The sequence below is a fragment of the Ruegeria sp. BF7 genome, assembly GCF_056538605.1.
Map to the genome: position 1 here is coordinate 66,757 of NZ_JBQFTM010000001.1, position 20,190 is coordinate 86,946.

Annotated in this window: 18 protein-coding genes, 3 pseudogenes and 1 riboswitch; of the genes and pseudogenes, 5 read left to right on the forward strand and 16 right to left on the reverse strand. The window is 55.5% G+C overall.

Features of this window, described 5'->3' with window-relative positions:
* Positions 1-3: 3 nt before the first annotated feature.
* The 3 genes from cobW to ACR0IK_RS00325 all read right to left on the reverse strand — a co-directional run bounded on the left by cobW (position 4) and on the right by ACR0IK_RS00325 (position 2,696).
* The gene (gene cobW / locus ACR0IK_RS00315) at positions 4-1,059 is read right to left on the reverse strand and encodes a cobalamin biosynthesis protein CobW (RefSeq protein WP_480639994.1); all 1,056 of its coding nucleotides are present in this window, start codon (positions 1,057-1,059) and stop codon (positions 4-6) included.
* On the reverse strand, positions 1,056-1,436 hold the full coding sequence (locus ACR0IK_RS00320) for a DUF1636 family protein (protein ID WP_480639996.1): 381 nt from the start codon (positions 1,434-1,436) through the stop codon (positions 1,056-1,058). The genes cobW and ACR0IK_RS00320 overlap by 4 nt, the downstream gene beginning before the upstream one ends.
* Before the next feature lie 94 nt (positions 1,437-1,530).
* Positions 1,531-1,739, reverse strand: a riboswitch (cobalamin riboswitch).
* Positions 1,740-1,811: 72 nt separating this feature from the next.
* The gene (locus tag ACR0IK_RS00325; protein ID WP_480639998.1) at positions 1,812-2,696 is read right to left on the reverse strand and encodes a LysR substrate-binding domain-containing protein; all 885 of its coding nucleotides are present in this window, start codon (positions 2,694-2,696) and stop codon (positions 1,812-1,814) included.
* 103 nt (positions 2,697-2,799) lie between these two features.
* On the opposite strand from ACR0IK_RS00325, the gene ACR0IK_RS00330 reads away from it, so the two are divergent.
* On the forward strand, positions 2,800-3,756 hold the full coding sequence (locus tag ACR0IK_RS00330; RefSeq protein ID WP_480640000.1) for an NAD(P)-dependent oxidoreductase: 957 nt from the start codon (positions 2,800-2,802) through the stop codon (positions 3,754-3,756).
* A 193-nt stretch (positions 3,757-3,949) separates the two neighbouring features.
* Here ACR0IK_RS00330 and ACR0IK_RS00335 read toward each other — a convergent pair.
* From ACR0IK_RS00335 to ACR0IK_RS00350, 4 genes and pseudogenes are all read right to left on the reverse strand, one after another.
* A pseudogene (locus ACR0IK_RS00335) lies at positions 3,950-4,571 on the reverse strand (transposase family protein); the annotation flags it as partial.
* A gap of 1,072 nt (positions 4,572-5,643) precedes the next feature.
* Positions 5,644-6,255, reverse strand: coding sequence for a hypothetical protein (locus ACR0IK_RS00340; RefSeq protein ID WP_480596367.1), 612 nt, complete (start codon positions 6,253-6,255; stop codon positions 5,644-5,646).
* Positions 6,256-7,091: 836 nt separating this feature from the next.
* Positions 7,092-8,024 (reverse strand): DMT family transporter, encoded by a 933-nt coding sequence (locus tag ACR0IK_RS00345; protein WP_480640002.1) that lies wholly within the window; start codon positions 8,022-8,024, stop codon positions 7,092-7,094.
* Between the two features lie 29 nt (positions 8,025-8,053).
* Complete coding sequence (locus ACR0IK_RS00350; RefSeq protein ID WP_480640004.1) at positions 8,054-8,557, reverse strand: hypothetical protein; 504 nt, start codon at positions 8,555-8,557, stop codon at positions 8,054-8,056.
* A 29-nt stretch (positions 8,558-8,586) separates the two neighbouring features.
* On the opposite strand from ACR0IK_RS00350, the gene ACR0IK_RS00355 reads away from it, so the two are divergent.
* The 3 genes and pseudogenes from ACR0IK_RS00355 to ACR0IK_RS00365 form a co-directional block, all read left to right on the forward strand.
* Positions 8,587-9,279, forward strand: a complete 693-nt coding sequence (locus ACR0IK_RS00355; RefSeq protein ID WP_480640006.1) for a glutathione S-transferase family protein — start codon at positions 8,587-8,589, stop codon at positions 9,277-9,279.
* Between the two features lie 84 nt (positions 9,280-9,363).
* A complete protein-coding gene (locus tag ACR0IK_RS00360) occupies positions 9,364-9,585 on the forward strand; it encodes a hypothetical protein (RefSeq protein ID WP_480640008.1) in 222 nt (73 codons plus the stop codon).
* 112 nt (positions 9,586-9,697) lie between these two features.
* Positions 9,698-9,949 (forward strand): annotated as a pseudogene (locus tag ACR0IK_RS00365) (IS3 family transposase); the annotation flags it as partial.
* 284 nt (positions 9,950-10,233) lie between these two features.
* Here ACR0IK_RS00365 and ACR0IK_RS00370 read toward each other — a convergent pair.
* The 7 genes from ACR0IK_RS00370 to ACR0IK_RS00400 all read right to left on the reverse strand — a co-directional run bounded on the left by ACR0IK_RS00370 (position 10,234) and on the right by ACR0IK_RS00400 (position 17,775).
* On the reverse strand, positions 10,234-11,745 hold the full coding sequence (locus ACR0IK_RS00370) for a mannitol dehydrogenase family protein (RefSeq protein ID WP_480640010.1): 1,512 nt from the start codon (positions 11,743-11,745) through the stop codon (positions 10,234-10,236).
* Complete coding sequence (locus ACR0IK_RS00375) at positions 11,745-12,518, reverse strand: L-iditol 2-dehydrogenase (RefSeq protein WP_480640012.1); 774 nt, start codon at positions 12,516-12,518, stop codon at positions 11,745-11,747. The genes ACR0IK_RS00370 and ACR0IK_RS00375 overlap by 1 nt, the downstream gene beginning before the upstream one ends.
* Entirely contained in the window at positions 12,515-13,519 is a 1,005-nt protein-coding gene (locus ACR0IK_RS00380) for an ABC transporter ATP-binding protein (RefSeq protein WP_480596349.1), read from the reverse strand. Before ACR0IK_RS00380 ends, ACR0IK_RS00375 begins: the two co-directional genes overlap by 4 nt.
* Before the next feature lie 12 nt (positions 13,520-13,531).
* Positions 13,532-14,362 carry a carbohydrate ABC transporter permease gene (locus ACR0IK_RS00385; protein ID WP_480596347.1) on the reverse strand — a complete coding sequence of 277 codons (831 nt, stop codon included), beginning with the start codon at positions 14,360-14,362 and terminating at the stop codon, positions 13,532-13,534.
* Positions 14,363-14,374: 12 nt separating this feature from the next.
* Positions 14,375-15,241 carry a carbohydrate ABC transporter permease gene (locus ACR0IK_RS00390; RefSeq protein ID WP_480596345.1) on the reverse strand — a complete coding sequence of 289 codons (867 nt, stop codon included), beginning with the start codon at positions 15,239-15,241 and terminating at the stop codon, positions 14,375-14,377.
* Between the two features lie 108 nt (positions 15,242-15,349).
* The gene (locus tag ACR0IK_RS00395; protein WP_480596343.1) at positions 15,350-16,654 is read right to left on the reverse strand and encodes an ABC transporter substrate-binding protein; all 1,305 of its coding nucleotides are present in this window, start codon (positions 16,652-16,654) and stop codon (positions 15,350-15,352) included.
* A gap of 95 nt (positions 16,655-16,749) precedes the next feature.
* Positions 16,750-17,775 carry a LacI family DNA-binding transcriptional regulator gene (locus tag ACR0IK_RS00400; protein WP_480596341.1) on the reverse strand — a complete coding sequence of 342 codons (1,026 nt, stop codon included), beginning with the start codon at positions 17,773-17,775 and terminating at the stop codon, positions 16,750-16,752.
* Positions 17,776-17,948: 173 nt separating this feature from the next.
* Here ACR0IK_RS00400 and ACR0IK_RS00405 point away from each other — a divergent pair.
* Positions 17,949-18,549 (forward strand): annotated as a pseudogene (locus tag ACR0IK_RS00405) (IS6 family transposase); the annotation flags it as partial.
* A gap of 127 nt (positions 18,550-18,676) precedes the next feature.
* On the opposite strand, the gene ACR0IK_RS00410 reads toward ACR0IK_RS00405, so the two are convergent.
* The gene (locus ACR0IK_RS00410; protein ID WP_480640016.1) at positions 18,677-19,387 is read right to left on the reverse strand and encodes an aspartate/glutamate racemase family protein; all 711 of its coding nucleotides are present in this window, start codon (positions 19,385-19,387) and stop codon (positions 18,677-18,679) included.
* Positions 19,384-20,088, reverse strand: coding sequence for a GntR family transcriptional regulator (locus ACR0IK_RS00415; protein WP_480596337.1), 705 nt, complete (start codon positions 20,086-20,088; stop codon positions 19,384-19,386). The genes ACR0IK_RS00410 and ACR0IK_RS00415 overlap by 4 nt, the downstream gene beginning before the upstream one ends.
* Positions 20,089-20,190: the final 102 nt, after the last annotated feature.

Below are 20,190 nucleotides of genomic sequence, written 5' to 3' on the forward strand. Positions count from 1 at the left end.
GGCTTACTCGGCGGCCTCGGTCACACCCACGAGGATATCGCGGATTGCGGTTTCTTTGATGTCGTCATGCTCGGCAATGACCACCAGACGCGAGCGACGATCCTCGCCGGGTTCCCAGGGGCGGTCGTACTGGTGACGGACGCGGGCGCCAACGGCCTGCACCAGCAAGCGCATCGGTTTGCCCTGAACAGCGGCGTAGCCTTTGACGCGCAGGATGTTCAGTTCGGTGGCCATACGTTCGATCTTGGCGACCAGATCGGCGGGATCGGTTTGTTCCGGCAGTTCGACGATGATACTTTCGAAGTCGTCATGCTCGTGGTCGTGATGGCCGTCGTGATGCGATGGGCGGGCGTCCATGTCGTCCTCGGCTGCTGCTTCCAAACCCAGCACAACGCGGACATCCACTACACCTTCGGCCACTTCGACGACGGGCAGGGGGCGCGGCGCCTCGGCGGCGATGATCTCTTTGGCCTTAGCCACACCTTCGGGACCCGCCAGATCAGGCTTGGTCAGCAAGATGATATCGGCACACGAAATCTGGTCCTCGAACACTTCGGACAGGGGCGTTTCGTGATCGATCGAGTCATCGGCCAGGCGCTGGGCATCAACGGCCTCGACACTAGGGGCAAAACGACCGGCGGCGACGGCCTCGGCATCTGCCAGAGCGATCACGCCATCCACGGTGATTTTGGAGCGGATGTCGGGCCAGTCAAAGGCCTTCAGCAGCGGCTTGGGCAGAGCAAGACCGGACGTTTCGATCAGGATGTGATCGGGGCGCGGCTCCAGCGCCATCAGCGCCTCGATAGTGGGAATGAAATCATCGGCTACGGTGCAGCAGATGCAGCCGTTGGCCAGTTCCATGATGTTTTCCGCTGGGCAATCCGGGATGGCGCAGGATTTCAGTATATCGCCATCTACGCCCACATCGCCAAACTCGTTGACCACAACGGCAAGACGCTTGCCCTGCGGGTTCTGCATCAGGTGTTTGACCAGCGTAGTCTTGCCCGAGCCCAGAAAGCCGGTGATCACAGTGACGGGGAGTTTTTCGAGATTGCTCATTTCAGGGCTCCAATCGGGGGAATGCGGGCCGCACAGTTTTTGCGGAAATGTTCGGGGCGTTCGCGCCATTTGACCAGGCCGTCCTCGGTCGCGAGGTACTTGGTGGCACCTTCGACAATGGTTTCGACATGGTCGTTTTCGTTGAGGTGTTCATAGACAAAGGTCCAACGTTCCAGCCCGCCGCGCAGCACGATGGAACAACCTTCATCACAGTTCGACAGGCATTCCACGGCTTTCAGCGTGATGCCCTCGGGCAGTTCCGCTTGTTCCAGCGCTTTATGAAGCAAGGTGCCGGGCCGTTGCGCGTCGTCCTCGGCAGGCAGGCCACGGCGGCACGTGGTACAGACCAGCAGCTCAACAGGTGCGGTCTCGGTCATGTCTCTCATCCCCCCAAATCCTCCTTGCGGGGGACGGGGTTTCATGCGGGCCACGTGTCGCAACATGGACCCGACACCGGAACACCCCGCCCGGTTTCATCTTCGCGTGCTGGCAGGTCTCCCGGCTTGCGGATGTCAGAGGCGGGCCTCTGTCGGATGTCCCGCCTTCCCGGCCAATTTGGCCAGTGGCTATGGGCACCCTCTCCGGTCACGGTCGCGGGGGCGGCTGCGTTTGACGGATGGCCGTTGACGCATTCCCTTTTCATCCATCCTGGGATGGACACCAACGCAAGCGACATGCGGCACGGGCAGGGGCCTTGTCAAGCGCGAGACAGGGGTAGAAACCCCATAGAACAGAAAAGCGACCAGCTTGTGTCAATCCGCGGCATCCGCCACCAGCCGGTCCTGCAACCACGCGCAAAACAAACCCGCCGCTGCCGTGGATTGCGCGGCCCGTTGAGCGCTGACCAGATAATGCGACTGGGCAAAGGGAATCGCCGGACCCGCAATCGCAATCGGTGCGCCTTGCCGAATTGCGTTTTTTGCGAACCGTTCAAGGATCGTGGCATATCCTGCACCGGCCATCACTAGTTGCAGCGCTGCCACCGTGGTGTCCACAGAATGCCGAGGCGGCTGGTCGGGCGGCGCTATGCCGTTGGCCTGAAGATACCGCGCCCAGTTGTCCTCGTATCCAAGGATGTGAATCAGTGGCCCGTTTGGCAGGGTGATCAGTTTCGCTGAGTCGTCCCCAGCCCGACAGACCGGGACTAGCTTTTCGTCGGTGAGTTTTTGGGATCGCACCCCCGGCCAGTCGCCATAACCCAGCCGGATTTCCACATCCACATCGCCGGGCGTCCCACTATCGTTCCAGATGTGAGAGACAAGTCGGACCGGAATACCCGGATGCTGCGCGGAGAAGTCAGGCAGCTCGGCAGCCAACCAATAGGTCGCGGTCGAAATTGCCGCCCGGATCGTCAGGGTCTGGCGCGAGGCCGGGCCAAACAGACTGTTGGTCGACAGCGCAATGTCGGCCAAAGCGCGCCGAACCGTCAGCGAATAAGACTGCCCCAGCTCGGTCAGTTCCAGACGCCGTGCATTTCGTGTGAACAGCTTTTGACCCAACTCGGCCTCAAGGGACCGAATGTGCAGTGAAACGGCTGTTTGCGTCAGGCCAAGTTCACGCGCGGTTGTGGTGAAATTCAGATGGCGCGTAGCGGATTCGAAGCTGCGCAGCCAAACGGGATTTGGAAGGCGATCCATTTACCACCAAAAATTTTTACCTATATCGCGTATTATTATTCATTTTCGTTTCCGACAGGCAATAGGGATACTCGGCACAAACGGCGACCTTCGGGAGGGTGAAATGAAAGTCGGATTCATCGGTTTGGGTAATGTCGGCGGCAAGCTGTCCGGCTCACTGCTGCGCAACGGAATTGACTTGACGGTCCATGACCTCACCCCCGATCTGGTGGCCGAATACGTGGCCAAAGGCGCCAAAGCTGCCGAAAGCCCGGCGCAGATGATGCGGGATTGTGATGCAGTCATTACTTGTCTGCCGTCCCCGGCCGCCTCGGACACCGTGATGAAAGAGATGCTGCCCGAGGTCGCTCCGGGCAAAATCTGGATGGAGATGTCGACCACCGATGAGACTGAGGTTATGCGACTCGGCGCGATGGTGGTCGAACGCGGAGGCGCCGCGGTCGATTGCCCGGTGTCCGGCGGGTGCCACCGGGCGGCGACCGGCAACATTTCGATCTTCGCAGGGTGCGACCGCGAAACATTCGAGCGGATTTTGCCGTTTCTAACCACGATGGGACGGCGAGTTCTGCACACCGGGGAATTAGGTTCGGCCTCGGTCCTGAAGGTGCTGACGAATTATCTGGCCACCGCCAACCTGATCACCTGTGCCGAGGCGCTGGTGACCGCCAAGGCTGCCGGGATGGACCTCAACACCACCTATGAGGCGATCAAGATTTCCTCCGGTACATCCTTCGTGCATGAAACCGAAAGCCAGGTCATCCTGAACGGATCGCGCGATATCTCATTCACGATGGACCTTGTCAAAAAGGATATCGGGTTGTTCCAGGACGTGGCCGATCGGGCCGGAGTGCCGCTGGAAATCAACCCGGTGATGATCCGCATCTTCGACGATGGCATCGCCCGTTTTGGCGAACGAGAACTGTCTCCGAACATTATCAGGCGGTTAGAGGAGGCCACTGGCCTGGACATCACAGCACCCGGCTTTCCGCCCGAGATGCTAGATGACGAACCGGAAGAACCGGGCTACGAAGTCATCCCGCAGGGCCGAAGGGCGGAATGACGCACTACACGGCGCAATACGGCCAGTTGTCAACGTAGAGCAGTTGAGGCGAGTACCTGTTTTGAAATCGAACCTTACAGAGAAAAAATAGATAAAAAACAAGCACCTAAACGGGTTTTTCTGTCTTTGGAGCCAAGGAACGTTGCGGGGTTTTGGACAGCTCACTTAGCGACCCAGGTTTTCGCTTGCTGCTGCGGATACACGATCCGTCATTTAGGTGAGCCTGCGAACGCCGACCTTTCCTCGGTTGTTTCATTGCACTTTCAGCCCCTCGCGGCAGCGCAGCGATCCTTCGACAGCCATATCGACCGTATTGACGGGCCAGCTCGATCAGGGCGGCCACCGGTCGGTCTTCGCCTGCGCGACCTTGTGGGACGTTCCGTTGCGTGGATCGGTTTTGTCCCAGCACGCGGCAGGCGCGTCTCTCGGAAACGTTCAGCTTGTTGCGTACATGGTTATTGCAAACACGACGACGAGCGGGGTCAAGTAGGGCCGCACGTTCAGGCCGGAAAATCAACCTCTGGATGATTTTCTTTTCGGCCTTCATCCTGTGTAGTTTCCGTCAGGATCAGTTTGTCTGACGTCAGATCTGAAACCGCACGTCGCGGTCTCTCGTTCTCCTTTTGAAGCCGCGTCAGTTTTTTCAACTGGTCCACGCCCATTCCGCCGTATTTCTTTCGCCCGCAAAAACAGGTTTGTTCGACAACGCCAAACTGCCTGACCACATCGAAACGGGACATGCCTTGCCCCATCAGAACTTCCACCTGCCATAACTTCGAGGCAATCTCTTCGGGCTTCGGTCGCTTGTTGGCCATCCTTGGTCCTCCGTTCTCCAAACATAACGGTGGACCAGTTCAGTTGGGGAGGCTCAACTTTCTGCGGAACTTGCACCTAGGATGATTATGCTTTGGACCTCGTTGGAGCTGCGGCCATTGTTGCCAATGCGCCTGAACTCGCCGCTGATGTCAGCAACCCTAAGAGACTCAGAGCGGGATCTGGCTGCCTTGGCGCGAGAAATATCTGGGGGTCTCCCAACTTAGGCTTGGGAATTACGAAAATGCTGTGGAAGCCTATCAGGGCGCACCAGCTGTAGGTGCGCCCATCAGTGCCCCATCACTTTCATTCCAAACGGTCTCGCGCGATCAGCTGGGCAATTGGGAAGAGGCAGAGCAGCTTATCGAAGAACTGCAAAAAAACGTGGCCTGACTTTCCGTCCCAATTTGTCGTGGACAGGATCTTCTATACCGACAGCAAAACGCGAAACTCAGTTCTTGAAACACCAAGTAGATACTGACGAAACTTGTTAAGAGGATTACCTAAATCAGCGTTCAAATTTCTGGTGGCAAAGCCCTGCTCGAATCAAAAATGTTGCGCTGAGCACGAGTGGTTGATTTTGGGAGCTTCACATCGCTATGCTGAAGGCCCTTTCAAGCAGCAAGAATGTGAAAGTTGCTACTGATCATTTCGTGAATGCGAGCGACAGGTTTGTCGCGCGTTGCAGAGAATACGCTCTGCAGCGAAACTCGCAGGCGCAGCGAACGGCAGCTTCGACTGGCTGCAGCGCGGCGACCGAGTGTTGTGCTCAACGGCAGCTATGGGCCAGAAAGCGGCCATGAGCCTTTCATTTGATGACTCTCGAATGATAGCTCAGAACCAACTTTGATCGATGCTGTTCTTTGTACCAATGGCTGCTATTCATCAGGTGACGTGCCTTGCAAACCCGCGATAATGCCACGAAAGTCGCCGACCAAGTTGGACGTAACAGATTGATTCCTGAGCTATCTCACATCAACAGAATTTCGACGTTATTCTGAGTGGAGCAAGAAGCCTAAGCCCCCAAAAGAAAAGAGACCCATGGGCCTCTCTCCATAAGCTTAGCGCCTTACATCATCTTTGCTTCCTGCGCGCAACAAACCCTGTCAAAGCAATTGCAGTTAGGAGCAAAGGAAGCCCGGCAGGGACTGGAACAGGCGAAATAGCCACATCGTATGTGGAGCCAGCGGAGCCGGATAAACCTTTGATCGAAAACGTGTAGGAGCCCGCCGCTATGTTGGAAAAAATGGACGTTCCTGCCACGATGTTGCTCGTGAAATTCACCGATGTTGTCGTAGTGCCATCGTAAAGCGAGAACCGTGCCTCACGGTCGGCTTCATTGTTCTCGGAACCCTGACTACAGTCGCTGCCGTCGAAGCCTTCACAATCATCGATATCTAGCCCGTCCAAACCTAATAGGTTCACGAAATCCAAATTGAAATTCTTTAGAGATGTAAATGAAAAAGCGTCTACTCCATCGACGATCCTACCGGCTATACCGATAGTCCCGGTAATGAGGCCAAGAGCTTGAGTGCCGTTGACGTCGCCTACAGCATTGCCGTTACCCCGGTTTTTATTGCTTTCAATGATCAGAAAGTCTGGTTGAACCGTTACGGCCGAAGCCGAAGTTCCTGCGGCAACACCAGAAATCGCTATGGCTGAAGCTGCCAGAATCTTCAATTTCATTACACCCTCTTAATCGTTACGCTTTTATTTGCCGCTAGGCGAAACTCACTTGCTACGGTGCCAAGTGCCACAAATGCTCCCCGGAACAACTTTTTCGGGAGGAACAGTCAGAGGCTACAAAGACATATTTCTGCCTTAAACCCAACATTTGTTCACAGTTTCGTCTGATTTTGCGTTGAATTTGGGCTATCAAATAAACAAAGTTTTAGCTTGAGGGAGATTTACGCCCAATGGGAAACAATTCGGTAAAGATTCGTCCAACTTGCTTCCATTCCTGCAAAGGACTTTGAAGTCTCGCCGTTTATTGGTTCTGAAGCCGTGCATTGTACGGCAGCTATCGTAGCTTCGAACCAATGGTGGTTGGTCCGCTTTGCGTTGGAAGCCCATTTTGGTCGCGGCGTAAAAAAGGGCAAAAGGTCCGCACTGCCAACTTTGGGTAAAGCGTCGATCTCGCGGGCGGATCAAATGGCTGGTTCGGTTAAGTCTGGTGTTCCCATTACTAATCCTCCGAACCGCAAAGCCCCCCTACAAAGACAACCCGGCGCTGGCGAGGGACAAAATAACAGGATGCTGTGCGGCCTTTGAGATTTGCCATATGCCCTGAGCCGTCGTTGATCCCACTTCAATCTTTCGCTCTTGCGGCAGGTCGCAGACCGCACATTCCGGACGTTCAAAGCCCGGTGTCGGATGGCCGATAAGCGGACTTTTTCCGCCTTTCGGTTGCCCTTGCTGAATGTCCGCAACTCCAAATATGATCCGACGCTTCGCCGGGTCAGTTGGTGACGACGGGGATCGCCACCCTGTAGCGTGGTCGTCAGGGTATTCCTAAATGTGCCTCACTCAGCTTGTTGGGGCTTGCGTTTAGGGAAGCGTGAAAAAAGTCGACCATCGGTTACTGCAAAGCCCAAAGCAATGATGGCAAATCCAATCCACGCATTCGGCTCCATCTTTTCGCCCAGGAATGCAACACCCAAGCCAATAGCAAATGGAGGGATCAGCAATGTAACCAAAAGAAGGTTAGCGGCACCGGCTCGCGCAAGGATTGCGAAATAGAGCACATAGGCCAATGCTGTTGATAATGCGGCCATCCCAATGAGCGCCGCCCATACACCTGTTGACAGAGCCAAGTTTGGCGGGCCATCCATCACGAGAACAATAGGGATCATAAGCACTGTGCTGCCGATCAGCATACCAAGTGCATTCACAAGTGGTGGTTGGCCTGAAAGAGCAGTTTTGCCCCAGACACCGGCAAAAGCATAAGAGAGCGTCGCCCCAAGGATAGCCAGCTGTGCCAGATTGCTCGGATTGAACTCAGTTAATGCACTTGGCCCCATAATGAACGCCACCCCTAAAATACCTAGGGCAGCACCTGCTACTTTCTTCGGAGTCAGCGGCTCGTCCTTAAGAAGCAAACCCGCCACGACTGCTGCGAACATTGCTGTCGTGGCATTCAGGATTGAGGCCAGCCCGCTGTCGATTTGCGTTTGTCCCCAGAAGATCAACGAAAAAGGGATTGCGTTGTTGAGTGCTCCCATTACGAGGTAAGCGCCCCATACGCGAGAGGTGCGTGGGACACTCAGTCCTTTGAACATGACGATCAGCGCAAGGATAGGAACTGCCCAAACAACCCTGTGCAACGTAATTGTAAGTGGTGGCACCTCGGACAGTGCAACCGCGCCAAAGAAGAACGACCCGCCCCAAACAGCCGCGAGCAGAAGCAGCATGACGCTGGCTCTCAAATCCATCGTTGGCAGGGTTTGCGTTGTCATATCTAACTCTTCCGTCACTAGCGTTCCAGCTAACGGACTAGCTTGGGCAAACCTGATACCGCGACCCGTTTCTTGCGGAAAAGGCCCTGTGCAGGACAAAGCGCACCACGCAATCCCAAGGTTTGCATCTTCTCTGACGCATCGATGGTCGATGTATTAAGGGGCCCCATGAAGAAAAAACCGAGACTCCTGACCTGACCAGAACCGAGTATTGGAGCAATACGATCAAGATGAGCTTGTCCAAGTTTTTCATCCTGTGCGTTTTGCAGGATAAAGAACTGCACGGCAATGAAATCGCCAAAGAGGTCGAACGCCGCACCAAAGGTTGCTGTACGCCAAAAGAAGGCACGATATATCCGGTGCTTAAGCAATTCATAGATGACGGTTACGCGACACTCGAACCAGAGGTTGTATCTGGTCGTGAGCGGAAGATTTACGCTGTCACTGAAAAGGGCCGGAAGGCCTTTCAGGCCGCATTGGCAGAGTGGATGAAAATCAACCGTTGCTTGCAGGACTGTTCCTGATGGCTGCAAAGTAGGGAAAATTCCAACTTGAAGCTTTGATGCTCGATGCATCGAAAGGCAAAGTTACGGATATTTTAAGCTTCAGAATCTGTCCATTTGTTCACCGCGTTACAGCCCTGATGGAAGCCAAGAACATTCCCTATGAGCTGGAATTCATCAGCTTGAGCGGCAAACCGCAGTGGTTTTTGGATGTATCGCCCAATGGGCAAGTGCCTGTATTGATAAAAGAACGTGGAGACGCGCTTTTCGAGAGCGACGCGATTTTCGAGTATCTTGAAGAGACGTATCCCGCTCTCCAGCCTGGACTTTCGCTGGAACAGAAAGCCCATAACCGTGCCTGGGGCTATCTGGCGAAAAAGAACTATCTGGTGCAGTGCGCGTCGAAGCGCAGCGCCGACAAAGATGTGTTGACGGAACGGCGTATCAAACTGGATCAGGCCTTTGATCGCATCGAAAAACAGCTGGGCGACACGCTGTTCTTTTCCGGAGATTCGATCAGTACCGTGGATGTATCCTGGCTGGTTTTGCTGCAACGCGCGGCCGTCATCGAGAAATACAGTGGCTTCGACTTCATTGGCAACCGCCCGAAACTGAAAGCCTGGCAACAAAAACTGATGGAGCCCGGCTTGGCAGAAAAGTCCGTTGCCCACGGGTTCGGGGAAGCTTTCAAGGCATTCTACCTGTCTGACCAAACCCATCTTGACCGCACTGCCGCGGAAGTGGCTGCGTAAAGGACAACTCTCACGAGCAAATTTGATCAGGCACCCAACAAAACCGGCGACCACCTTGTGCGTCACAATCCCAAACAACCGAACATGTTCTTCGGCACCGATGATGTTGTGTCCCTATGGGTGGCAGGCATCAATCTGCCGTTAGCCACACCAATCACAGAGGCTTTGCAGTATGTCGCGGGTTGCGATCAGTTTGCATACGAGTTCAACTATGAAGGTATTTTCAAGGCGATCTCAGATTGGCACGAACGCCGCAATGACCTGTCGCTGGATCCTGAAACTTCGTCGCTTTTCCCGGTGTGTTGACCGCAATTTCGCTGATCATTCGTGAGGCGACCGATGAACGCGATACTGTGTTGATGCAAACGTCGGCCTATCACCAGTTTGGCAAGGTCATTACCTCTGCGGAAGTCGCGAAGGGAAACTTCTGAGCCCCGCTCGTCGCCGTGCTTGTATTGATCGTTTTCGTGCGGAGCCGAATGTCTCGGAACGCCGTGCATGTCGCGTTCTGAGGCAACGTCGATCCACACAGCGTAAGGTACCGCTTGGTCGACTTGATGAAGAACGGTTGGTGGCCGACATGATCGAGCTGACCCGGCAATTTGGCCAATACGCCTATCGTAGGATCGCGGCTCTGCTGAGAGATGCCGGTTGGCATGTGAAGGTCAAGCTGTTCTTGCTCTACCTCTTTTTTGCGGCAACCGGATAAATGGCAGCGGGTTGGGTCTTTGGATTAGTCGGCTAGCTTTTCGATTCCTGGTGTCACTACAGAAGCCGCAGAGGCGTTCTGAACCAGAATTTGGTGCCGACGCCACGAAGGATGGCTTCGTTTCGCATGGCCGACTTCAGGCAACGCTTTGATCTCGCGGGCCGAGTACCTGAAGTGAACACAGCGGTCAAAATTTCAAAAAAAGCAATTTGTGTCTGCTACTGATTGATCCGAGTAACGCGAAGTTAGTGTGGCATTGAATTGTTAGCGACATATTCAGCTATAGCTGCCCGGCTGCCACCTTGCCAGATCTGGGTCAGCCACCCGGTAAAGGATTCTGAAAACTGTGTGCCGCGGCCAAAATCACCACAGTACAGGCTTTGCTCAAGCCATAGTCCTGGATCGGTTCTGGCCGCCAACGCGGTTTCAAATAGGTTTTCCCAAAGGGGGTCATTTGGAGTGATTTCGGAGCCATCTTCACGAACTCCTGCACACATCCGGCACCAGAATGCTTCGGCCAGCGCGAGCCCGTTTACAGAAGAGCCGGACGCAAGTGCGTCGCGCAGCGAAGGCAGCAGAAACCCTGGATGTCGTGCCGATCCGTCGAACGCGACCCGGCGCGTCGTATCGTGAATTGCTGTGTTTGCAAATCGCCTCTCAACCAATCCAAGGTACTCTTTCGCAGTCGTTCCCGGGACGGCTTCGACATGAGGCAGAATTTCTTCAGCTTGAGCTTTTCTGAAGAACGCCAAGATGTCCGGGTCCTGCATGCAGTCTGAAATCGTCGGGACATTCAAAATTTCCCCGACATTTGCGAGCAGTTGGTGGCCTCCGTTCAAAATGCGCAGTTTCATTATCTCATAACTATGAACGTCGTGGGTCAACGTTACCCGAACTTGTTCAAGCGGCGGCCGCCCGGCGCAGAAGTCATCTTCGATCACCCACTGGCGAAAATTCTCGTGCGAGACGGGTGCGCGATCATCTACGCCAAGCGCGTGGCACTGCGATACAACTTGGTCAGTTGTCGCGGGCACGATGCAGTCCACCATAGAATTGGGGAACGCGCCGTTCTGGTCGATCCAGTCGGCCAGTTCAGGGTCGGACATGCGCGCCAAGCCAACGACGCAGTTCCGCAGGATGGTCCCATTGCCCTGAAGGTTGTCACAGCTCAATGCAGTAAAAGGTTTGACGCCATTTGCACGACGCTGCTTTAGCGCTGAGACAATAGAGCCGAAGGCCGTGCGCGGCTGGTTGGGGTTTGCCGCATCGTAACGAATATCATTGTGGTCAGTGTTGAACGCACCGGTGTTGGAGTCCAGATAATACCCGCCTTCGGTAATTGTTAGTGAAACGATACGGATGGATGGGTCGGCCATTTTCCGGATTAGAGCGGCATTGCCTGCCTCAATCGGCAAGTAGTCAATCATCGGACCAATTACCTCGGCGGATACACCTTTCGGATCCAGCTCGATCAGTGTTGTTAGACAGTCCTGCTCAAGTAGCTTCTCTCGCATCTCGGCGTCGTAGTCTCGCACACCAGCCCCGATGATCGCCCAGTCAAGGGCCTGCCCCTGCTGCATCAGCTGATGAATGTACCAGGCCTGATGCGCCCGATGAAAATTGCCGAGTCCGATATGGACAATACCCGGCGTGAGGCCGGATCGCTCATATGTAGGGTACCTGACAGTCGCGGGTAGCTCTGAAAGGCTACCAAGTTTCAGCCGTGTTGTAGGTATTGCGTGCGCCAGAGGGTCCATCAGCTCATCCAGTTTCCGCCGTCGACATTGTAGGTTTGCGCGACGATGTATTTTGCCTCGTCCGAGGCGAGAAAAACCGCCATCCCGGTCAGGTCATCGGCCCGGGCCATGCGGCCATAGGGAACCTCGGCCGCGACCTCGCGCTTTTTCTGTCCGGGTGCTTTGCCTTCGTGTTTGGCAAAAAACGCGTCGACCCCGTCCCAATGTTCTCCGTCCACAACGCCCGGTGCGATGGCGTTCACGTTGATCCCTTGCCGGATCAGGTTCAGCCCCGCTGATTGAGTCAGAGAAATGATCGCGGCTTTGCTGGCGCAGTAGACCGCGACCAAAGGTTCTCCGCGCCGTCCGGCTTGCGAGGCCATGTTGATGATCCGGCCTTTGGTGCCGTGCTCGATCATATGGCGTGCCACGGCTTGCATGGTGAACAGAGCACCTGCGACATTGATGTCAAAGACGCGGGCGTAGTCGGAGCGCTCAATTTCGACAATAGGAGCAGCGGTGAAAATTGCTGCGTTGTTGATCAGGATGTCGATGGGACCGAAATGCGCCGCTGTACATGCGACAGCTTCGTCGATGCTTTGCTGATCGGTCACATCCATTTCGACAGCCAAGGCGGCCTCGCCGATTTCAGCCGCTGCAACTTGTGCCCGCCGGCTGTCAATGTCGGCAATCGCGACACGCGCGCCCTCTGCCACATAGGCCTGGGCAAAGGCCAATCCTATCCCGCGCGCGGCCCCAGTGATAAGGGCAGTTTTACCAGTCAGTCGGGTCATTCGATCCGCAAACCTTTTGCGTCAAACCGGTGGATGACATCGGCGCGTGGGGTCAGGTGGATGCGATCCCCATGGCGGAAACCAACTTCGCCATCTGCGCGGACGGTGATTGTTTCAGCCAAACCAGTTTCGTGAACATGGAAGAATGTGTCCGAGCCTAGGTGTTCAGAGACGCTGACGACCCCAGACCATTCACCTTCGGTTTCTGAAACTGCGATGTGTTCCGGGCGGATGCCGATGGTTTGGGCGCCGTGTTTTGCGGCTTCTGGACCTTCGATGAAGTTCATCTTGGGTGAGCCGATGAACCCCGCTACGAACAGGTTGCGCGGTGTGCGGTAGAGTTCTAGCGGTGAGCCGACCTGCTCGATCACACCGGCCTGGAGAACGACGATCTTGTCGGCCATTGTCATCGCTTCGACCTGGTCATGGGTGACGTAGATCATCGTCGTAGCGAGGCGTTCGTGTAATTCGCTGATCTCCAGCCGCATTCCGACGCGCAGCGCAGCGTCGAGGTTGGACAGCGGTTCGTCGAACAGGAACGCCGCCGGTTCGCGGACAATCGCGCGACCAATTGCAACGCGCTGACGCTGCCCGCCGGAAAGTTGACCGGGGCGGCGGTCCAGATAATCGGTGAGGTTCAGGACACTTGCCGCTCCCTCGACGCGTTTGTCGATTTCAGCTTGATCCAGTTTCGCCATGCGAAGCGGAAAGGCGATGTTCTTGCGCACCGTCATGTGCGGGTACAAAGCGTAAGACTGGAACACCATGGCCAGACCGCGCTTGGCAGGCGGCACGTCGGTGGCATCAGATCCGTCAATGTCGATGGAGCCCGAGGTGATATCCTCCAACCCCGCGATCAGGCGCAGAAGTGTGGATTTACCGCAACCCGAAGGTCCGACGAAGACTGTGAATTCGCCGTCCTCGATTGTCAGGTCAAGCGGTGGAATGACCTCAACGTCGCCGAAGCTTTTGGTCACGGACTTGAGTTGAATACGTCCCATGAGGAGTGCTCCTTATTTCACAGCGCCGAAGGTCAGGCCGCGGACAAGTTGTTTCTGGCTGAACCAGCCAAGGATGAGGATTGGCGCGATCGCCATGGTCGAGGCTGCACTGAGCTTGGCAAAGAACAGGCCCTCGGGGCTGGAATAGCTGGCGATGAAAGCGGTCAGCGGGGCGGCATCGACAGCCGTTAGGTTCAGCGTCCAGAATGCCTCGTTCCAGGCCAGGATGAAGTTCAGAAGAACTGTCGAAGCGATGCCTGGCACGGCCATGGGCGTCAGAACATAGAGGATTTCCTCTTTCAGCGTCGCACCGTCCATCCGCGCGGCTTCAAGAATTTCACCGGGGATTTCACGGAAGTAGGTGTAGAGCATCCAGACGATGATCGGCAGGTTGATCAGCATCAGCACCACAACCAGACCGCCGCGTGTGTCCAGCAGCCCCAGGCGGATGAACAGCAGGTAGATCGGATAAAGCACGCCCACTGCAGGCAACATCTTGGTCGACAGCATCCACAGCAGGATGTCCTTGGTACGCTTGGATGGCACGAAGGCCATTGCCCACGCTGCAGGCACTGCGATGATTACGCCAAGAATGGTTGATCCGCCCGCGATGATTACTGAATTCCACAGAAACCGCATGTAGTCGGATCGCTCCTGCACGATGGCATAATTCTCAAGCGTCCAGTCGAAGTTCAAGAACAGGGGAGGGCTGGCAATGGCCTGCGCCTCGGTTTTGAAGCTGGTCAGGATGGTCCACAGGATCGGGAAAAAGATCAGCAGACCTATTGCCCAGGCGATAGCCGTGTTCAGTGATTTGCGTTGTGTCGTGACGGCGCGGGCCATGGTCGTTCCTCCTCACGCGTCCAGGTTTTTGCCGACGATGCGCATCAGGAAGATGGCAACGATGTTGGCAAGGATGATTGCGTAGACACCTCCGGCTGAACCAAGGCCGACATTCTGGCTTTCCAGCACGCGCTGGAAGATCAGGTAGGTGAGTGTGCGGGTGCCGAAGGCGCCGCCGGTGGTCACGAATATCTCGGCGAAGATCGACAACAGAAAGATCGTCTGGATCAGAATCACGATGGTTATCGCGCGGCTGAGATGCGGCAGGACGATGTGGTAAAATCGCTTCAGTACCGGGGCACCATCCATTTCGGCCGCTTCCAGCTGCTCACTGTCCAGCGATTGGATCGCGGTGAGCAGGATTAGCGTCGCAAAGGGCAGCCACTGCCACGACACGATCATGATGATCGAGGTCATCGATGCCTCAGAAAGCCAAGATATCGGTTCGGCTCCAAAAAGGCGCCAGAGGTGGGCAAGCAAGCCATTTACGGGGTCCATGAACATGTTCTTCCAGACCAACGCAGACACGGTGGGCATAACAAAGAACGGAGCAATCACGAGGATGCGGACAACGCCCTGACCCCACATAGGTTGATCCAGCAGCATGGCCAGCAGGATGCCCAGAATTACTGTGATCACCAGGACGCCGCCGACGATCACCAGCGTCGCTTGCACCGCGGGCCAGAAAGAGCTTGAGGACACGAACCGGACGTAGTTGTCGAATCCGACCCAGCCCAGGTCACCACCACGCAGGGGCAGGTATTTCTTGAAGGAAAAGTACAGCGTCATCGTCAGCGGCACGAGCATCCAGCCAAGTAGCAGGACCACTGCAGGTGCCATCATCAGGCGCGCGACGGATCGGGAGTGTTGAGTTGCCATAACGCAAACCCTCTCTGTTCAGGCGTTACCCAGCCTGCGAGAAAAACGCGAATTGTGGAAGGGTTGGAGGCGGGGGGCAGACTTCTGCCCGCCCGCGGGGAGAATGCCTCAGTACCCTGCGGCTTCCATTTCTTCGGCAGTGAAGGCCTGCGCTTTCTCCAGCGCTTCTTCCACAGATTGTTGTCCGGCATAGACTGCCGAGAACTCTTGGCTCACCTGTGTGGCGATACCTGCAAACTCCGGGATTGCTGCAAACTGGATGCCAACATATGGCACCGGCTTTACCGTTGGATTGTTCGGGTCCGCCGACAGGATCGAATCCAGCGTCATCTGGGCGAAAGGCACCTTCAGATACTCGGGGTTTTCATACAAAGAGGTGCGTGCTCCCGGTGGCACGTTGGCCCAGCCTTCGTTTTCGGCCACTAGTTCGATGTATTCTTTCGATGTTGCCCATTCGATGAACTGCTTGGCGGCATCCTCTTGCTGCGTGCCTGCAGGAATGGCCAGCGCCCATGCCCAGAGCCAGTTGGAGCGCTTGTCGACACCTTCTGCATTCGGGGCCAACGCAAAACCGACCTTGTCCGCCACGGTTGAGTCGTCAGGATTGGTCACGAAGGACGCTGCAACGGTAGCGTCGATCCACATGCCGCATTTACCCTGCTGGAACAGCGACAGGTTTTCATTGAATCCATTGGTGGCATAACCCGCTGGTCCGGATTCGGCCATCATGTCCACGAAGAAAGTCAGTGCTTCGTTCCACTCAGGCTGGTCAAACTGGGGCTTCCAGTCTTCATCAAACCAACGTGCGCCGAACGAGTTTCCGGTCACGGTGATGAAAGCACCGCCTTCACCCCAACCGGCCTTGCCGCGTAAGCAGATACCGTTGATGTCATTGTCGCGGTCCGTCATCGCCGCTGCCGCCTCGCGGATGAACTGCCAGGTTGGCGCTTGCGGCATTTCCAGGCCTGCTTTTTCCATCAGGTCTGTGCGATACATTATCATCGAGCTTTCGCCGTAGAACGGAGCCGCGTACAGTGTACCGTCATTGCTTAGTCCGTTGCGCATCGCAGGCAGGATGTCATCCACATCGTATTCATCGGATAATCCTTCCAGAGGCACCAACCAACCATTTGCGCCCCAGATGGGCGTTTCGTACATGCCGATGGTCATGATGTCGAACTGACCGCCTTTGGTCGTGATGTCGGTGGTGACGCGCTGACGCAGCACGTTTTCTTCCAGCGTCACCCACTCGACATCAATGCCGGTCGCTTCGGTGAATTTGTCAGTATAACCCTGCATCCGGATCATGTCGCCATTGTTAACTGTGGCGATTGTGATGGATTGTGCGTGGGCCGCGGCCGTGGCGACGAATGTCAATGCAGTCGCCGCGTGAAGTGCGTGCTTCAGATACATCCCTGTCCTCCCTGAGCTTGGATGTCATGCAGGGAGCGTAATGCGTAAGTTGTCGCGCCGTCAATAAAAACTTTACGCGCGTTAAAAATAGCTGGTCACGCAGAGTCCCTTAATACGAGCCTTGCCGGGAAAAGTATTTCAGTTCGAGAGCTGAATTTCCCACCATTTTCAATGAGTTCGAACAATGTTTCGACACTTCGTCCGGCTACATTGTCGTAGTCATGCGCAGCCGTTGTCAGCGACGGGCAGGTAAATTTTGCGAATGGGTGATCGTCATTTGAGGCGACCCGCAGCGTGCAGTCTTCTGTTCGACCGACCCGAATCCCCTGTTCGAAGCAGGCTGCAAGAAAGCCAATGGCCAGCCGGTCATTGCTGCACAATACCGAGTCAGTCCGTAGTTGACGCTCTTCCAGAACTTTGAGCGCGCCTTTGTGCCCGATCTCTTCAAACGCCCATCCTTTGCCGTCGACTTTGATAATATGAGGCTCGAACCCTAGACGCTCCATCACTTCAACATAGGCCTTTCTTCGTTTGTTGGCGTTCGGGTTTGCAGGAGTGCGCATTTCAAAGAAAGACGGGGGTTCGCCCGTCCGGGTCATGTATTCCACGGTCTGCGACACAAAGCTGAAATTGTCTGACCCGATGAACGCGGCCCCCAGTCCATCAAGATTGCTGTCAAACAGGACAGTCGGAACACTGGCACAAAACTTCTCGATCGCTGAGCGGTCTGAAATTCGTCCTAGTGGTGCCAACAAAACCCCGGCAGGCTTCATAGATTGCAAGCCGTCCAAAATATCGTTTTCCAGCTTTTGTTCTCCGTGAGAGCTGAACAGGGAAGGGCGATACCCAGCCGCGATGCAGCTCTGCTCCAGATAGCGCGCGATTTCGGCAAAGAACGGATCAGCCAGATAGGGCACGACAATGCCGATGTTTTTGGTCAGCTTCCTGTTCTGGTTCACAGCATAGATATTCGGGCGATAGTCAAATCGCTCAAGCGCCTCTTCGATGCGGGCCCGTGTCGTTGGGCGAACGCTGTCGGGATCGTGGAAGTATTTAGACACCGTGGGTCGCGAGATGCCGCTGAGGGCTGCGAACTCTTCCATGTTCTTTATCTTAGTCATACCAGTCTGCCTGCCGATCTTAGCCGCCTTGATCTTATCATACTTTTACATATTCTTTGCGCGCGACAAGAAAATCAATGGCCATACAAGTTCCGTGGGTATTGTCAGAAGAACCTGTCTTGAGACGGGAAGGGGCCTTCGTAGCTTCAGATCATGAATATACGATTGCCATTTTGGTCCTTCCAAACGTCGAAGGCCTTCCGCATGAGCGTGGCATTAAAGTGAGCCAAGAGACAGTGCGCTACTGGTGGAACTATTTCAGCCCGGTGTTCGCACCGGATGTATTGTACGTGATCATATAGCGCGTACTCAAAATCGAGAACGCTTGTCGACGAAGTGTTTGTGAAGATCAATGGAAAACGGCACTACCTGTGGCGTGCCGTCGATCATGAGGGCGAGGTGTTGGAGTCGTGGTCACTAAAACGCCGAAACAAGTAGGTGGCATTGAAATTACTCAAAGAATTGATGAGCCGAAAAGGTAACATAGATTAAGGTTTCCCTGATCGCTTCGCATCATATCGGGTCTGGCTCAGACAAGTTTGCGCCTGCGGAAAACAGCAAACGGGCAAGTGATTTAACAATCAGGCTGAGAACTCGCACCGGCCATTCCGACGACGAGGGCGCGATGCCGCGTTTCAGGCACAATCGCAGCTTGGAGAAATTCGCCGAAATGCACTCTTCTTTGTACAGCCACTTCAACCAGGAACGATCCTTCACCAACCGACCGCTTTCAAGCGAAGGAGTTCCACAGTTTTTGCCGAGTGGCGTGAGCTTGATGCGGCCTATAGGGCAGTTCTACAGGCCGAGCTGAGACTGGTTCGAATTTGTCTGACAGAGCCCACCGAAGTGAAGGTGACAAAGACCTTCGAAATTGGTGCATCTCCAGCCGATTGGCCAACTATTAATACGCGGGTGGTGTCAGCCCCGCCTGGAACCAACTGACAAGTGTCACCATGGAATAGACCGGCAGGCCCGTCGCCTTCTGAATATCCACCGCGTAGGGGCACATATTTGTGCATTCCAGAACAATTGCACCCAGCTCGGGGTGGTTTGATTGCAGCGCGAGAGCGGCCTCGACATTGTCTAAGCGGGCATTGTCCACATCGAGCGACACCTCGTTTTCAAGAATGGCTCGAGTAAACTCGCGGCCACCTTCGGTGGTGCCGATCGGGGTGTTTTGCGGTACGTGCGCAGCCTGCAAGTGATCCTGGGTAAGCGTGGATGCCGAGATGGTCAAGACCCCGGCACGCTTGCCCGCTGGAAGTGTGCGGTTCACCATTTCGACTTGCATGAGCGAGGATGTGACGACAGGTACCGGTACAGCCTCGGACAGTTCTTTTTGGAACAGGGAAAGAAACCCGCAATTGGTGGTGACTCCGTCCACCCCATCCTTGACCAAATCCTGGGCCGCTTCGATGAACGCATCCAGCATGCCTTCGGCCTTATGACGAACGACCCGTTCGGGTGAGGCATCACGGACAATGCGATACAGTACTGGGAATGGCCATGTCTGCGCATTGCCCATATCGCCGGCGATACGGGGAAATCTTGCGTCCAGCATAAGGATGCCGACCGATGCGCCGTAAATTGATTTTCCACCCTGTGCGATCATGCCTGTGCCTCTTCGATTAGGCGGGTCGAAATGACTTCGGACCCTTCCATGTAAATGCTGGAGATGCCGCGACGCACGGCGTCCTGCACCTGATCCATCCGCTTGGCGATGTGAACGCCCAATACACGCGCCGCCTCGTCTGCGTTACGGTCCAGAAGGGCCTGCATGATCTGTTTGTGCTCGTCTTTTGAACGATGAAGTCGATCCATGCTCATCGATATCCAGCGGATATAGCGGATGCGTTCGTTGATGCGGGTCAGGGTTTGCAGCAGTTCCGCGTTGCCGGACAGTTTTGCTATGCCCAGATGGAACGCTTCGTCTCGACTAACGGCTTCCTCGACAGTCAGGCCGGTGACGTCGATGCCGGTTGCGAAAAGCGCGTCGCGCAGCGCCTGCAGCTCCTCGTCGGTTGCCTTTGTGCAGGCCGCCCCGACAGCAGCCACCTCGATGATCTTGCGCATCTCGAACAGGTCGAACACGGTCTGGGCATCCAGCGGACGGCAGAAAAAGCCCTGACCCGGGCGAAAATCGAAAAGCCGTTCGGCAACCAGCCGGTTCAGCGCTTCCCGCAGCGGTGTACGGCTGACGCCGAGGTCTTTGGACAGGGCCACCTCATTCAGGCGGTCGCCGGGCCGCAGACGGAACGAAACAGCCATCGCTTTCACCTGATCATAGATGTCGTCAACGCGTGGACCTGCCATGAACTCTGCCCTTTTTCCGGTGCTCCACAGGTGCCACAAGCTGTTCTTGAAATCAATATACAAAACTGTATACAGTTCTGAATGCAGGTGTGAATCGAAGGA